At 59.6% G+C, this 13880-nt stretch carries 13 protein-coding genes; 7 read left to right on the plus strand and 6 right to left on the minus strand.

Features of this window, described 5'->3' with window-relative positions:
• Nucleotides 1-53 precede the first annotated feature (53 nt).
• The 4 genes from HGP16_RS06740 to HGP16_RS06755 all read left to right on the plus strand — a co-directional run bounded on the left by HGP16_RS06740 (nt 54) and on the right by HGP16_RS06755 (nt 3837).
• Nucleotides 54-554, plus strand: coding sequence for an Lrp/AsnC family transcriptional regulator (locus tag HGP16_RS06740; RefSeq protein ID WP_168839244.1), 501 nt, complete (start codon nt 54-56; stop codon nt 552-554).
• Nucleotides 555-726: 172 nt separating this feature from the next.
• The gene (locus HGP16_RS06745) at nt 727-1443 is read left to right on the plus strand and encodes a methyltransferase domain-containing protein (RefSeq protein ID WP_168839245.1); all 717 of its coding nucleotides are present in this window, start codon (nt 727-729) and stop codon (nt 1441-1443) included.
• 194 nt (nt 1444-1637) lie between these two features.
• Nucleotides 1638-2357: a hypothetical protein gene (locus HGP16_RS06750; protein ID WP_168839246.1), complete on the plus strand. Its 720-nt coding sequence runs from the start codon at nt 1638-1640 to the stop codon at nt 2355-2357.
• Nucleotides 2358-2511: 154 nt separating this feature from the next.
• Nucleotides 2512-3837, plus strand: coding sequence for a flagellar hook protein FlgE (locus tag HGP16_RS06755; RefSeq protein WP_168839247.1), 1326 nt, complete (start codon nt 2512-2514; stop codon nt 3835-3837).
• A gap of 17 nt (nt 3838-3854) precedes the next feature.
• On the opposite strand, the gene HGP16_RS06760 is transcribed toward HGP16_RS06755, so the two are convergent.
• Complete coding sequence (locus HGP16_RS06760; RefSeq protein ID WP_168839248.1) at nt 3855-4109, minus strand: hypothetical protein; 255 nt, start codon at nt 4107-4109, stop codon at nt 3855-3857.
• 54 nt (nt 4110-4163) lie between these two features.
• Here HGP16_RS06760 and HGP16_RS06765 point away from each other — a divergent pair, with 54 nt between their 5' ends.
• Together HGP16_RS06765 and HGP16_RS06770 are read left to right on the plus strand one after the other, a co-directional pair.
• A complete protein-coding gene (locus tag HGP16_RS06765) occupies nt 4164-4664 on the plus strand; it encodes a hypothetical protein (RefSeq protein ID WP_168839249.1) in 501 nt (166 codons plus the stop codon).
• Nucleotides 4657-6297, plus strand: a complete 1641-nt coding sequence (locus HGP16_RS06770) for a hypothetical protein (RefSeq protein ID WP_168839250.1) — start codon at nt 4657-4659, stop codon at nt 6295-6297. The genes HGP16_RS06765 and HGP16_RS06770 overlap by 8 nt, the downstream gene beginning before the upstream one ends.
• Nucleotides 6298-6405: 108 nt before the next feature.
• Here the strand turns inward: HGP16_RS06770 and HGP16_RS06775 are convergent, their stop codons facing one another.
• Together HGP16_RS06775 and HGP16_RS06780 are read right to left on the minus strand one after the other, a co-directional pair.
• Complete coding sequence (locus HGP16_RS06775) at nt 6406-6981, minus strand: hypothetical protein (protein ID WP_168839251.1); 576 nt, start codon at nt 6979-6981, stop codon at nt 6406-6408.
• Nucleotides 6982-7110: 129 nt separating this feature from the next.
• Nucleotides 7111-8007, minus strand: a complete 897-nt coding sequence (locus tag HGP16_RS06780; protein ID WP_168839252.1) for a GGDEF domain-containing protein — start codon at nt 8005-8007, stop codon at nt 7111-7113.
• Between the two features lie 277 nt (nt 8008-8284).
• Here HGP16_RS06780 and HGP16_RS06785 point away from each other — a divergent pair, with 277 nt between their 5' ends.
• A complete protein-coding gene (locus tag HGP16_RS06785) occupies nt 8285-10138 on the plus strand; it encodes an ABC transporter ATP-binding protein (RefSeq protein ID WP_168839253.1) in 1854 nt (617 codons plus the stop codon).
• A gap of 86 nt (nt 10139-10224) precedes the next feature.
• On the opposite strand, the gene HGP16_RS06790 is transcribed toward HGP16_RS06785, so the two are convergent.
• The 3 genes from HGP16_RS06790 to HGP16_RS06800 all read right to left on the minus strand — a co-directional run bounded on the left by HGP16_RS06790 (nt 10225) and on the right by HGP16_RS06800 (nt 13850).
• Entirely contained in the window at nt 10225-11352 is a 1128-nt protein-coding gene (locus HGP16_RS06790; protein ID WP_168839254.1) for an FAD-binding oxidoreductase, read from the minus strand.
• A 70-nt stretch (nt 11353-11422) separates the two neighbouring features.
• Nucleotides 11423-12952 (minus strand): amino acid ABC transporter permease/ATP-binding protein, encoded by a 1530-nt coding sequence (locus tag HGP16_RS34370; RefSeq protein ID WP_168839255.1) that lies wholly within the window; start codon nt 12950-12952, stop codon nt 11423-11425.
• Between the two features lie 70 nt (nt 12953-13022).
• Entirely contained in the window at nt 13023-13850 is an 828-nt protein-coding gene (locus HGP16_RS06800) for an ABC transporter substrate-binding protein (RefSeq protein WP_168839256.1), read from the minus strand.
• Between the last annotated feature and the right edge of the window lie 30 nt (nt 13851-13880).

The raw sequence follows: 13880 nt of genomic DNA on the forward strand, positions 1-13880 counted from the left end.
TGTGAAATGAAAATATTATACACGATCCGTGAGCATTTTGAAAGTTTCGCGCAATGGATGAGCCGCTCGACAAATTGGACCTCCGTCTTCTCGAGGAGCTGCAGAAAGATGGCAGGCTGACGAACAACGAACTGGGCGAGCGCATCGCGCTTTCCCCCTCGCAATGCTCGCGGAGGCGCACGAGATTGGAGGCGGAGGGCTATATTCGCAGCTATCAGGCCAACCTCGATCGCCAGAAGCTGGGCCTGGACATGCTGGTAGTCATTTCAGTGACGCTTGCCACGCATAACCGGGACAATGCCCGCCGGTTTTCGCAACTGATCAACGGGCTGCCGGAAGTATTGGAAGCCTATGCGCTGACCGGGGAAATGGACTATCACCTGAAAGTCGCCACCCGCGGGCTTGCCGGCCTCTCCCGGTTCGTCAACGACGTGCTGTTGCCGCACGAGTCGGTGCAGCATGTGAAGACCTCGATCGTCCTCGACACGCTCAAAACCTTTGAGGGATTTCCGGTGCCTGTCTCACAGAGCTGGCACGGCGACGGCACTCGATGACGATGAACCTACCATCCCGCCCGAATGCCCAGGTTGCCATTCGGGCGTTCGTCCATAAAGCTGTGACTAGAGTGGCCTATCAAGAACTGAGGACGAGTGAAGGAGTTGCTTTCAAGGTATGCTCTCTTTTCAATCATACAAAAGACTACATCCTTAGCGAGGGCAGGCTTGCATGGTATACGTGGACGTACAGGCGCAACATCTCGAAGGTTTTGCCGAAACTCTGCTGAGGTGCAACCATCTATATCATCCAAGCAACGACTCCCTTGCCTTGCTCAATGCTGTCAAAAGCAGGCAGCAGATCGAGATATTCGACTATAGCCACTCCGCCGATGCATTCACCCGCGCTTTCGGAATGCGAAATTCTCTGAAATGCCTGCGGGCGCTCGCCAACCTTGGGCCTGCCATACACGGATATGAAAGGGTATGCGATCTCGGCTGCGGTTCCGGTGCCTTCAGCCTTGCCTTTGCCTATCTCGCCGATAATCCCAACCTCGAGCTTCACGGCTTGGATGCTTCAGAAACCCAGCTTCTGCTCGGTGAAGAGCTCATGTCGGCTGCCGGGCTTCCCGGAAGCTTCGTGTTCGAGCGACGAAACCTGCCGACACAGATCGACTACCTTCCCGACCTGACGATCTCCTCCTACTGGTTCTGCGAAAACGAACATGTGATCACCGATCCGGTATTGTTTGATCTCATGGTCGGGCGGGAGATGCTGATCGTCGACTATGAAAAGATTATCGACCGCATTGCGACCTCCCTTCCAAGAGGATTTCACGTGCTGGCGCGGCACAGCGCTCTTGTCGAAATCCCCGCCGCGCTGACCGATTTCGTCGCTCAGGAATGGGCAAGCGTCTACAGCATTCACATCAGCCGTACCGCCGATTAGACGGGCAAACGTAAGGACGCGGCAATGCGACGGTGCCGACGGATTGTCCGGCTTGAGACGCGATGCCGCATGCCTTCACAATCGTATTGCCTGGCCTTGCCAACCGCAATGCTCCTGCCATCTATGCCTCGGCGAACTTGTAAAGCCGCGCGCTCCGATTGTTGGAATTTGTCGATCTGAAGGATTTCGCTCTTATGCCTTTCCGACCCTCGTCATTGCTTGGCGTTTTTGCCCTTGGCAGCTCAGCCGCCATCGTGCTCGGCATACAGGCTGCGGCGGCGCAGGAGATGTCGCAGCCGGTTCCTCAATGGCCCGATACGCCGACCGCGCGTCTGGAAGCGCTTGCAATCCTCCAGACCTTGAATGCCGACCTCCTCAGCAATGCCAGCGCCACGCTGACGCTCGACCGCTGGTGCGCCGCTCACAGGCTCGCGCCAGCGGGCTCCAAGATCGTCGCTCAACGTGTGCTCGGGCAGGACAAGGCAGCCGATGCTCCCATTCGGGAGCTGCTTGCTGCCGGACCCGACGAACCCATCGCCTACCGCCGCGTCCGTCTGGCCTGCGGCGACCGCATCCTGTCGGAGGCAGACAACTGGTATGTGCCGTCAAGACTGACGGCCGAGATGAACAAGGCGCTCAACACGAGCGATATCGCCTTCGGCCGCGCCGTTCAGGCTCTCCACTTTACCCGCACGAACCTGTCCGCGAAATTGCTTTGGTCTCCGCTGCCGGAAGGATGGGAAACGGGAGCCGAGCTGCCTGCGTCCGGAACAGGATCTCTGGTCCCGCCGCCATTCCTCCTTGAACACCATGCCGTGCTGAAGCTGCCGGACGGGACGCCGTTCAGCGCGCTGGTCGAGAGCTACACCAGCCATGTGCTCGACTTTCCGGCTCCGCATCTGCCTTCGCAATAGGCTTCGTCCCGTCCCTCGCCAGGAAAAGACGCCATGCGGAGCGAACCGCCGATAACGCGGAGAGGTTGTTTCAACCGCGCGACACAGGGGAAAAGCCAGTTTCACGCAAGTCACTCTGGTTATCGTGCCGGCATCAGCAACGTGCGAGGAACCAATGAGCATCTTTGGTAGCATGAAAACGGCCGTTTCAGGCATGAACGCGCAGGCAAATAAGCTTAGCACCGTGTCGGACAACATCGCGAACGTCAATACAACGGCCTATAAGTCGGCGACGGCCAGCTTTTCGTCGTTGATCCTGCCCTCGGGCGGCGGCAATTACAATTCCGGTAGCGTCGAGACGAATGTCAGCTATTCGGTCTCGCAGCAGGGCGACGCCATATCCACCTCGTCGAGCAGCGACCTGTCGATCCGCGGTGCCGGTTTCTTCGTTGTGCAGGGCGCCGATGGCTCGACGGTTCTGACGCGCGCGGGCGACTTTACCCCGGATGCGAATGGCAACCTGGTGAATTCCGCCGGCTACACCTTGATGGGTTATTCCTACGCGTCGGGAGCCCCCGCCGTCGTTGTCAACGGCTTTGATGGCCTGGTGCCGATCAATGTCAATCAGAGCGGCCTTGCCAACTCACCCTCGACCTCGGGCAGCTTTACCGGCAACCTCAATTCGGGTGCTACGGTTGTTACGGCCAGCGCGACGGTGGCCTTGCCGAGCACCGGCTACACGGGGACTGGCGGTACCGGCAGTACCCCGCCCGTTACCACCAACACTCAGAAGAGCTCGGTGGTTGCCTACGACAAACTCGGCAACACCGTCATGTATGACATCTATTACACCAAAACGCAGGCTGCTGACATCACCGCAACGCCGCCGACGACGGATCAGTGGCAGGTTGCCGTCTACCGCAATGCCGACGCGGCGACGGGTACTGGTTCATCCTTCCCCTACTCGTCCGCTCCTGTTGCCACCAGCACGCTGAAGTTCGATGCATCTGGAAATATGACCTCCGGCGGCACCTTCACCATCACCGATCCAAAGACTGCCGGGTCGATCGCGATGGATCTGAGCAAGATGACCCAGAAAGCCTCGGATTTCGCTTCCACCGGCTCGACCAATGGACAGGCGGCAGCGGCGGTCACAGGCGTCACCATCGACAAGAACGGCGTCGTCTATGCGAACTACGCGAAGGGCGATCCGAAGGCGATCTACCAGATTCCGCTGGCAACCGTTGCCAGCCCCGACAAGCTGACGCTTCTGAGCGGCAACGTCTATCAGGCCAATGCCGATTCCGGCGTGACCGTCACGAGCTTTGCCAACAGCAACGGCCTTGGCTACATCCAGTCGAACTCGCTGGAAGCCTCGAACGTCGACCTGGCAGGCCAGCTTACCGACATGATCCAGGCGCAGAAGAGCTACACGGCCAACTCCAAGGTCTTCCAGACGGGCTCCGACCTGCTTGACGTCCTGGTCAATCTCCAGCGCTGATTTTTCCGCCTATGCAGTCAGAAAGGCCCTTCGGGGCCTTTTTTGATTCCATAGCCGGGCAGCGGCAGGACAAAAGCTGACGATCGTCTTTCCCGATAATCCGGAGGAACGACATTTTTGATATTTGCTTTCGAAAGGACGACAGCACGTTCTGCGGGAAATGGATATTTTCTGCTCTTTGAACGCTTGCAATTCAAGGCCGGAAAAATATTGTGCGGCATTGCAAAGTGGATGCCGATCGGTGGTGAGGCGGGACCGTCAAGCGATCCCAAGACGAGGGATCTCGTTCCGTATCTGCGTCAGATGGCCTGGAGAAAGTCGCTAGCATGATCAAGCGTTTGTCGTTGCGTTGGGCGCTATCCTTCGCCGCATTGGGAATTCTTGCAGCGAGTAGATTTGCTCACGCCGGATCGGAGCAAACATGGCAGGAGGACCCCGTCAGCCACTGCAAATTCGTCGCGCCTGCTTCGCTGACAGCCGGACCCACGTTTTGGACAGGCGCCTGTACGGATGGCAAAGCCTCCGGCAATGGTATGCTGCGACGCCGCGACGGCAACCACGCCGGCACTGCCTTCTTTGGACAAATGGAAGACGGAATTCCTCATATAGGCGTCGTCGACCTTAACGAGGGATACCGGGTCGGAACCTTCGATCGCAACGACATCGGCGGCCAGGCTGAATTGGAACCTCAGATTCGGATCGATGCTTTCCGCGCCGCTATCGAAGCTGCACGACTTGTGAGTTCCAAATACAAGGCGGAGAACAAGGATGCATCGGCACAGCTCTACGAAACGCTTGCAAAAACGTTCGAAGCGCAGCTTGACTGACCAGAATCCTTTCCGCCTGATTCTGATCTGTGCAGCTCTTTTTGCGCCTGTGTCTCTATCGGCACAGGAAGCGGACGAGGCCGTCAAAGGCCTTCTCAAGGTGCTGGATCTCGATCAGGCTGGGGAGGCGATGATCAGCTACTGCGAGACCGCCGCGCCCGCCACCGCACCTCGGCTGAAGGAGGACTGGCAACGCTGGCGCGAACGTGCCGAAGTCGAGAAGGCGATGGCGGCGATCGGCGGAGCGCAAGTGAAGCGGATTAGGGACATGACCCGCCCGACCGCCACACGGCTCGTCGACGAGATCAAGCAGCGTGGTGCCGCGGCCGAACACTGCCCCGACCTTTCGAGTTGGCTGAACCAAGGGCCGTTCGATACGCGGAAAGCCTTTCCCGCCTATCATGCCCGGCTGAAGGAAGGTGGACAATTCGCCCTTGCGCCCGCTTCCGGAACATCGCCCTCAAGCCCGAGCACCGCGGCTGGTACTGCCGATGCAGCCATGATTCGTGGCAATGTCCGGGTTCCCGGCGCGACCTTCTATACGCCCACCCAATTGCAGACGCTGTTCGAAAGCTGGTGGGGACCGTCCAGGGACTTAGATCGCGCCCGGCGCAGCATGGCAGCGGCCATGCCGCTCATCATTCAGGGCAAGCTTGTCCGCTATGGCGATGCTTTCTTCCTCGAGGACAATGACGGGATATTCCGCTCGAAGCAGCGAGTGAGCCTCAGCCTTGCCGATAGCGCGCTGGCACCCTATGAGGGCAAGATTTTTACCGTTCGGGGCCATCTGAACGAATTGCCGGGCGCATTGGTGTTTCTCTACGGGGTGCAAACCCTTGACCCGGCGGGTTTGGTTCCGTCCGATCTCCCAATCGATGGTGGCCGGGTGCGGCTCAATGCGCGCGCTGATCAGGTCATGGCCGTTGCTGGCGGCGGCATAGCTTCGGCGCAGATTCATGGCGTCCTCTACAACAGCTATCGTGATGGCGACGGTCAATTTGTGGAGGATGTGCTGCTGCTCCTCAAGGACGGCAGCTATTACCGAGGTCGCGTGGCGCCGTCTCGGCTCGATCTTGCCAAGTCGCGCCGCATGCAGCCCCAGCTCTGGGGCAAATGGCGCATGCAAGGGAGCGGCTTTCAGATCCAGCCGAGCGATGATGAGGGCCGCCCAAAGGCTTGGACCGACCAGTCCGGCTTCCTCTTGTCCGACTGGAAGCATGGGCAGTCAATTACAGGCACATTCACCAACAAGAGCTTCAACGGCAGCATCGCCTTGGGTGGCGTGTATCGCGAGACATCCTACCGCTTTACCTCTGACGGCCGGTTCGAGATTATTGGCCTCACGCGGGGCGGATCGGGATCCATGGCGGCAGCGGGCGGCTTTAGCGGCAGTGCCACCCGCTATTCGGATGGAGAAGGCAGCCGCAGCTCGGCGGGTGGGGGGAATGGGAGTGTCTTTGCCGGCAGCCGATCGAGCAGCGACGATGGCAGCGCCGATCGGGGCACTTTTGCGCTCGAGGGTTATGCGATTACCCTTCGTTTCGATGATGGCCATGTCGAAACCCTCCTTTCCGCCCCCTGGGACGAAGCGCGGAAGATACTCATCGACGGAAGCACTTATTCGCGGGACTGAGATAGCACCCGATCGGCGGCGAGAATGACGAGAGGACGTCCCGTTAGAACACGCGCAGTGGATTACGGCATGTTGGAGCTGCGTGTCGGCAAGTGTGCCGGATCTCAGTCACTTTGAGCGAAACATGCTCGTCAGATGGCGAAATCGCTGCGCCCACAACAAGGGATCGGTGATTTCGGACGAGGAAGACGCGATCAGGCGGTCAAGGCGAGGCAAGAGAAACGCAGCCCAATCGTCAAGATCGCTCTTGCCGAAATATGGCAGCCAGACGTCGGCGGGAGTATCCCATTGCGTTGGATTTGCCCGAACCAGATCGCCCAGCTTTACCAATACAGTTCCGCCATTCTCTCCGACAACTTCGATCTCCGGGTCGGGATCGGGCCTGGGAAGGCGCGCGATGATGCGTTCTTCCAAAGCCTTGCCAACTATTCGATCTGCCTCGTTCAGCCGACGAAGTATTCTTGTGTCGCCGGCAAGCTCAGAGCCCTGTGTCATGTTGAGCGTAAATTTGCCGCCCATAACGCTGTTCGAATATTGGGACACCTGTAGCCAAAAGACCCTTTTGCCGCGGCTAAAGCTGCACTTGCCGGTGCCTTGCGGTTTCCAGCCGAGCTCTTGAAATCTTGAAGCCAGCAGCGAATGCATATGCCGATGAAAGTCTCGGCTTTTCAGATAGTCGCGCATGCCCATCCTTTAGAGGCCATATCCGTTCCTGGAACATCTCATGGCATGCTCAAAGGCACAATCTCCGGCAGTGTGCAAAAACAACCTTGTTAATCGTCGAATGCGATGTGCCTGGCCTATGCCGATATTTCAAGCCGCGCGAACTCGATCGCGGCCGCTAAGCTTGGCTGCATAGAGGGCCTGATCGGCGCGCCGGTAAAGATCCGGAGCGCTGTCGGTTTCAAGACAGACAGCAATGCCGGCCGAACAGGTGTAGCCAAAATCCGGGGAGTCGGTAAGCGGCCGGGAAAACCGGATCGTCGTCAACATCCGTTCTATGAACTCGATTGCATCCTGCAGCTCCGTCCCCGGCATGACGAGCACGAACTCCTCGCCTCCGACCCGCCCGAAACAATCGGTGCGCCGTACGTGCTGATGAAGCCGATGAGCAAAATCCCGCAAAACGAGATCCCCGGCGTGATGACCGAGCCTATCGTTGATCGATTTGAAATTGTCGATATCGAACACGGCAAGGCATCCGATGCCACCATCCCGGGCGCCAATCAGCATGTCGTCTATTCGCGCCATGACGAAACGGCGGTTGGCGACGCCTGTCAGCTCGTCGGTTTGTGAAGCCTTGATGGCTTGGTCGCGATCTTGCCGGACACTCCGGTCTTCGGCACGCAACGTTGTTATGTCGCTCGCGATACACAGCATCCAGCCGTTCTTCTGCACGGTCTCGGTCATCCAAAGCCAACGGCCGTCGGCCAAATCGGTCTCGAAGGCTCGATAGCCGATCTTGCCGCGTCGTGACTGCGTCGACCGTAACCACCCGTCGAAATCGGTTGCGCGAATGACGGTGCCGCGCCCAAGTTCGAAGTTGCGCCGCATCAGATCCGGCCAAAGCGGCGTCTCATCGGCATCAATGAAATAGGCCGAGCGGAAGGCACGGTTCGCGTACCGCAACCGGTCCTCGGCGTCATAGGCTGCAATGAGTGTCGAGCTGGTCGCACAAAGCTGCAGAAGCTGTTCGCCCATTTCGTCCATATCGAATCCCGCTCATTGCGCTCCACAATACTTATTGCAGAATTCTCCCGAGAAAAGGGGCAGACGCGTGAACGGATGCTACGTCATCCCTTCCACATTCTCAATTCAATCACGGCAGCACCCGCCATCGCAAACAATTCTATATTGACTTTTGTCGCTTCGAAAAACCGGGCGATTTCAGGATTTCTAGTTGAGATTGCAGCTGGATGGTGATCCTATGCCGCCCCGCATATCTGACTTCTTTCTCGCCTTCTTGATTCCATCACGCGAGCGGCGCATGTCCATTTCAGATACGATCTACCGACCCTTCGAAAGGCTGATCCAGCCGCTCGATATCCCCTACCGGCCCCTGCCGTCGAAGGGGCCACTGGCCGTTCTTCTTCACTTCGTCCTGATGTTTCGCGGCATCCTGGTCACGCTCGCCCTCTGCACCATGGCGATCGAGGCCATGAGCCTGACCATCGTTTGGGGCCTGTCTGTCATTGTTGATGGCGTCACGCAGCAAGGTGCTGCCGCTTTCCTGCACAACGACCGGATGCTGTTGATTTTCCTTGGCCTGATGCTTTTTCCCTGCATCCCGATTGGCTCTTTCCTCGTCAATACGCTGAATTCGCACACGCTCGGCATCGGCATGCCGGCCGCTATTCAATGGCAGGGCCACAGGGCGGTGGAGCGGCAGGACCTCGCCTTCTTCCACGATCTCTATGCGGGCCAGGTCGCCTCGCGCCTGCAGCAGGTAGCGTCGGCCGTGCAGCAGCAGGTCATTTCGGCCTTCCAGTCCATCCCGCGCTTTATCATGCAGATGGTCGGCTCCGTCGTCCTTCTGAGCGCGCTCTCCTGGCAGCTTGCTCTTCCGTCCATCATTTGGATCACGCTCAACGTGCTTCTCGCCGTCAGGTTGGCGCCCGTCTTCACTGAGCGCTCACGCCGCTCCGCCAAGCGTCGCAGCCAGATTTCCGGCGCCATCACCGATCTCTACGCCAACATGCAGATGGTCAAGCAATTCGCCGCCGAAGACAGCGAGGCCGGCGCTATCAGAGGCATAATCGGCAAGGCAATCAAGGCGCAGCAGAGCGAACAGCGCATCTACCGTACCGCTGAAGTCGTCGTCGTGGTTCTCAACATGATGCACTGGCTGGCCATCCTGTCGATCGGCTTTACGGGGCTCGTCGACGGCTTCGTCACGATCGGCGAGTTCACGGCCGCCGTCTATGTTCTCAACCGCCTCTCCGGTCACACATTTACATTCCTGCAGATGGGCCAGCAGATTTTCCAGGCGATCGGCACGATCAAGGACGCCATGCCGGTCATGACAACCCCACCCACCATCACCGACCGCCCGGATGCCGCTGATCTCAAGGTCGAGACCGGCGAGATCCGTTTCGAAAATGTCCACTTCGCCTACAAGGCCGGCAAGCCTGTCATCGAAGATCTGTCGCTGACGGTCCACCCCGGCGAAAAGGTCGGCTTCGTCGGCCTTTCGGGTGCGGGCAAGACCACGCTCGCAAACCTGCTCTTGCGCTTCTACGATATCAGGGAGGGCGCGATCCTGATCGACGGGCAGGATATCCGCGCCGTCAGCCAGGCAAGCCTTCGGCGCGCCATTGGTGTCATCGCGCAGGATGTGGCGCTGCTGCATCGTTCGGTCGGTGACAATATCCGCTATGGCCGGCCGGAGGCGAGCGAACAGGAGGTCGAAGAAGTGGCGAAGATGGCAGCGGCCGACGCCTTCATCGCCGACCTTACAGATAGCGAAGGCCGCAAGGGCTTCGATGCTTTCGTCGGCGACCGCGGCATCAAGCTATCAGGCGGCCAGCGCCAACGCGTCGCAATCGCGCGCGTCCTATTGAAGGATGCGCCGATCCTGGTGCTGGACGAGGCGACCTCGGCTCTCGATAGCGAATCCGAGGCCGCCATACAGGAAAAGCTCGCCCTTGTGATGGAGGGAAAAACCGTCATCGCCATTGCGCATCGCCTTTCAACCATCGCCAGAATGGACCGGATCGTCGTGCTCGATGGCGGGCGGATTGTGGAAGAAGGCAGACCGGAGGAATTGGCGCAGCAGGAGGGCCTGTTTGCGCGGCTATGGAGACGCCAGACCGGCGGTTTCATCGCCGAGGAAATCAATTAGCCGGACGGGAAGAGAGCCATCTTGTCACACCGACCGAGTGGTGGACCTCGCATTTCGAAGCGAGGTCCGCATCGTCTCCGAGCAAACTATTTGGCAAAGCGTTCCGGCCGGAAGGCAGCCAGAAGCGGATGCCGTTTGCCGGTGGCGATCTCGTCGGCAAGCAGCTCGCCCGCGATCAGGCCGAGAGTGGCGCCGCTGTGGCTGAAAGCAACGAAATAGCCTGGTATCGCCTGCAATTCGCCGAAAACAGGCTCACCATCGCCTGGAATTGGTTTGGGGCCGACGCCATAGTCGCCGATTTCGAGTTTCGGGTTCCCTTCCAGAACCTTTGAGGCCTCCAACAACAAGCCTTCAAGGGTCGATGGCTTGATCTGATAGCTGCCATCGGTATTCACGACGACCTCTTCTTCCGACCAGGCCGAATCCAGGGCAAAGGCACCGTCTGGGGTCGGACGAATGGCGACGCGCGGCGTGTTCAGCACAGCCTTCAGCGGATGCTTGACCGGCTTCGTCCGGACGAGAAGTGCGATCGGCGTATCATCGCCGATATACTGGCCGGCCTCGGCAACGATCGCGGGCACTTCGCCGCCGGCAGCCAGCAGCACCGCATCGGCCGGCCAATGGGCGCCGTTTGCGGTCATGACGCCGCGGGCGCGGCCATCCCGCACGTCGATCGTCGCCCGGCCGGCATCGGTGACGATTTCACCACCCACCGCGCGGAATTCCTCGGCAAGAACGCCGATCAAAGATGGCAGATCGACCCAGCCCTCGCCCGGATTGAAGATCGCTCCTTGTCTGGTCACAGAGCGAGCATCGACGCCGGGTGTAATCTTGGCAATCCGATCCGGCGCCAGCAATTGCGCATGATAGCCAAGATCACGCTCGTAGTCGAAAACGGCGGCAATCTCGTTGCCGGCATCGTCCGCATCCCAGGTCAGGCCGCCGTCGAAGCGCAACCAAGGCGCACCCGGATATTTGGCTGATAGCGTGCGATAGCGGTCGATGCCGGCCATGCGCGTCCGATGATACGCATCCGAGCGACGCCGGGCCGAATTGAGCCAGGCGAGCGAGCGACCCGATGCGCCGTTCGCCAGCGCGCCATCGTTGATAAGAGTTGTTTGAATGCCGAGCCGCGCCAGATGAACGGCAGTGGAGACCCCGAAGATACCGCCGCCGACGACAATAACTTTCGAAGGACGAGTGGGAGCATGCATGTTGGAAAACCTTGTCACTAGTGGATGTTGTGATCAGGAAGCCGCCGGAATTCGCCGCCGGCCCTATGTGTCAGAGAACCTCGGCAAGGAACCGTTTCAGCCGTTCGCTTTGCGGATCGTCGAAGATCTGCTCCGGCGGGCCTGCCTCAACGATGCGGCCCTCATCCATGAACACGACCTGGTCGGCCACCTTGCGGGCAAATCCCATCTCGTGCGTGACGACTGCCATAGTCATGCCCTGACGCCCGAGATTGGCCATCAGGTCGAGCACGCCTTTCACCAGTTCCGGATCGAGCGCGCTGGTGACCTCGTCGAAAAGGACGATTTCCGGGTCCATGGCAAGGGCACGGGCAATGGCGACGCGCTGCTGCTGGCCGCCGGAAAGGCCGGCGGGGCGATGGTCCTTGCGCCCGGCGAGCCCCACTTCCGCAAGGCGGGCCTCGGCAATCCGGCGGGCCTCGCCCTTCGGCATCTTCTTGATCTTCGTCAGTGACAGCATGACGTTTTCAAGCGCGGTGTGATCGGGAAAGAGATTGAAATGCTGGAATACCATGCCGACGCGCCGGCGCAGGCTTTCGGGCTTCATCGCCAGAATGCTTTCGCCATCGAGCTCGATGGCGCCGCGCTTCGGTTCCACCAGCCGGTTGAGGCACCTGAGCAGCGTCGACTTGCCCGAGCCGGATGGCCCGATGACGCAGGTCACGGTGCCCCGGGCAATATCGAGATCGATACCTTTCAGCACTTCGAGATCGCCATAGGACATGCTGAGATCGCGAATCCTGACGGCGCCACCCTTGAAACGCGGAGCACCGGCATCGCGGGGTGCCGGGGTGCCCGACGCGGCTTCCAGTTCGCCAACCTCGACAAGACCGCTCGTGGCGCCGGAGCCGCGACCCTGACGTCCAAGACGCAGATGTGTGTCGATATAGTTGACGAGATGCGTCAACGGAACGGTGATGACCAGGTAGAAGACGCCGGCCAGCAGCAGGGGCGAGAGATTGCCCGTGACGACGGCCTGGTCCTGGCCGACGCGGAAGATCTCGCGCTCGGACGCCAGCAGCCCCAGAAAATAGACGAGGCTCGAATCCTTGACGTTGCCGATGAACTGGTTGACGAGGGCCGGCAGGACGCGCCGCACGCCTTGCGGAATGACGATCAGCCGCATCCCCTGCCCATAGCTCATGCTGAGCGCGCGGCAGGCCTCCATCTGACCGCGCTCGACGCTTTGAATGCCCGATCGGAAGATCTCGCCGATATAGGCGCCTGCAATCAGGCTGAGCGCGATGATCCCGAGCGGAAACGGCGATGGTCCGAAGAGTTCGCGGCCGATGCGGGCAAAGCCCTGGCCTATGATCAGGATCGTCACGATCGCCGGCAGGCCACGAAATATATCGGTATAGATGCGCGCCGGCAGGCGCAGCCAGCGGGATTGCGAGATACCCATCACGGCCAGGATCATGCCGATGATAACGCCAAGCACGGTGGATGCCGCCGCAAGGATCAGGGTGTTCTTCAGTCCGACCGTGATCATGCTCGGCAGGACTTCTGCCATCGCATCCCAGTCAAGGAAGCTGCGACGGAGGTTTTCAAGCCAATCCATTCAATTCCCCATGAAATTCTTGAGGTAGGCAAATGCCGCCGTCCGGCTCGTGCCGGGCGGCGGCGCGGCCTTACTTCTTGGGAAGATATTGATCGGGCATCGGCGAGCCGGGGAACCACTTTTCATAAAGCGTCTTCCAGGTGCCGTCCTGCATCGCTTCGTGCAGCGCCTTGTTGAGCGCCAGGCGGAAGGCGTCGTTGCCCTTGTGGACGACGAAGCCCGCCGGTGCGTCGAAAGACGGAATGTTCACCGCAATCTTCAACGCGGGATAGCGCTCGCCATATTGCTTGGCCGCCTCGTAATCGAGGAAATGCGCATCGACGGTGCCATTGTTCAGCGCCGCCACGGCCGAATTATTGTCGGGGAATTTGACGAGATCCGTGCCGGTGAAGTTCTTCGTGGCGTAGACCTCCTGCAGCGTGCCCTGCACCACGCCGAGGCGTTTGCCCTTGAGGCCGCTTGCATCCGTGATCGAGGCATCCGATGTCAGAACCGAGAGATAGCCGGCGAGATAGCCGTCCGAGAAATCGACTGTCTTCTTGCGTGCGTCGGTGGTTCCGATTGCCGCCACGGCGACATCGAAGCGCTGGTTGGCCACGGACGGCAGCAGGGCCGAGAACTCCTGGCCGGTAAACGTCACCTTGTCTTTGGGAAAGCCCATGCGTGAGACGACGTTCAAAAAGAGTTCGATGTCGAAGCCGGTGAATTGTCCATCGGCCGTTGTGAAAGTGTAGGGCTTGGAATCTCCCATCGTGCCGACGCTGATGACGCCCGGATCGATCAGATGGTAGGGATTGTCGGCGGCGACAGCCGGGCCGACGCTTGCTGCGACGAGATAGGCCAGCACACCGGCGCGCAGAGGCGCGGCAATGGCCGAGAATATACTGGATATGTTCATGTTCGTTCTCCGCTCTGAAAGGATGCTCTT

Source organism: Rhizobium sp. P40RR-XXII, from assembly GCF_012641405.1.
In the GTDB taxonomy this organism is placed as follows: Bacteria; Pseudomonadota; Alphaproteobacteria; order Rhizobiales; family Rhizobiaceae; genus Rhizobium.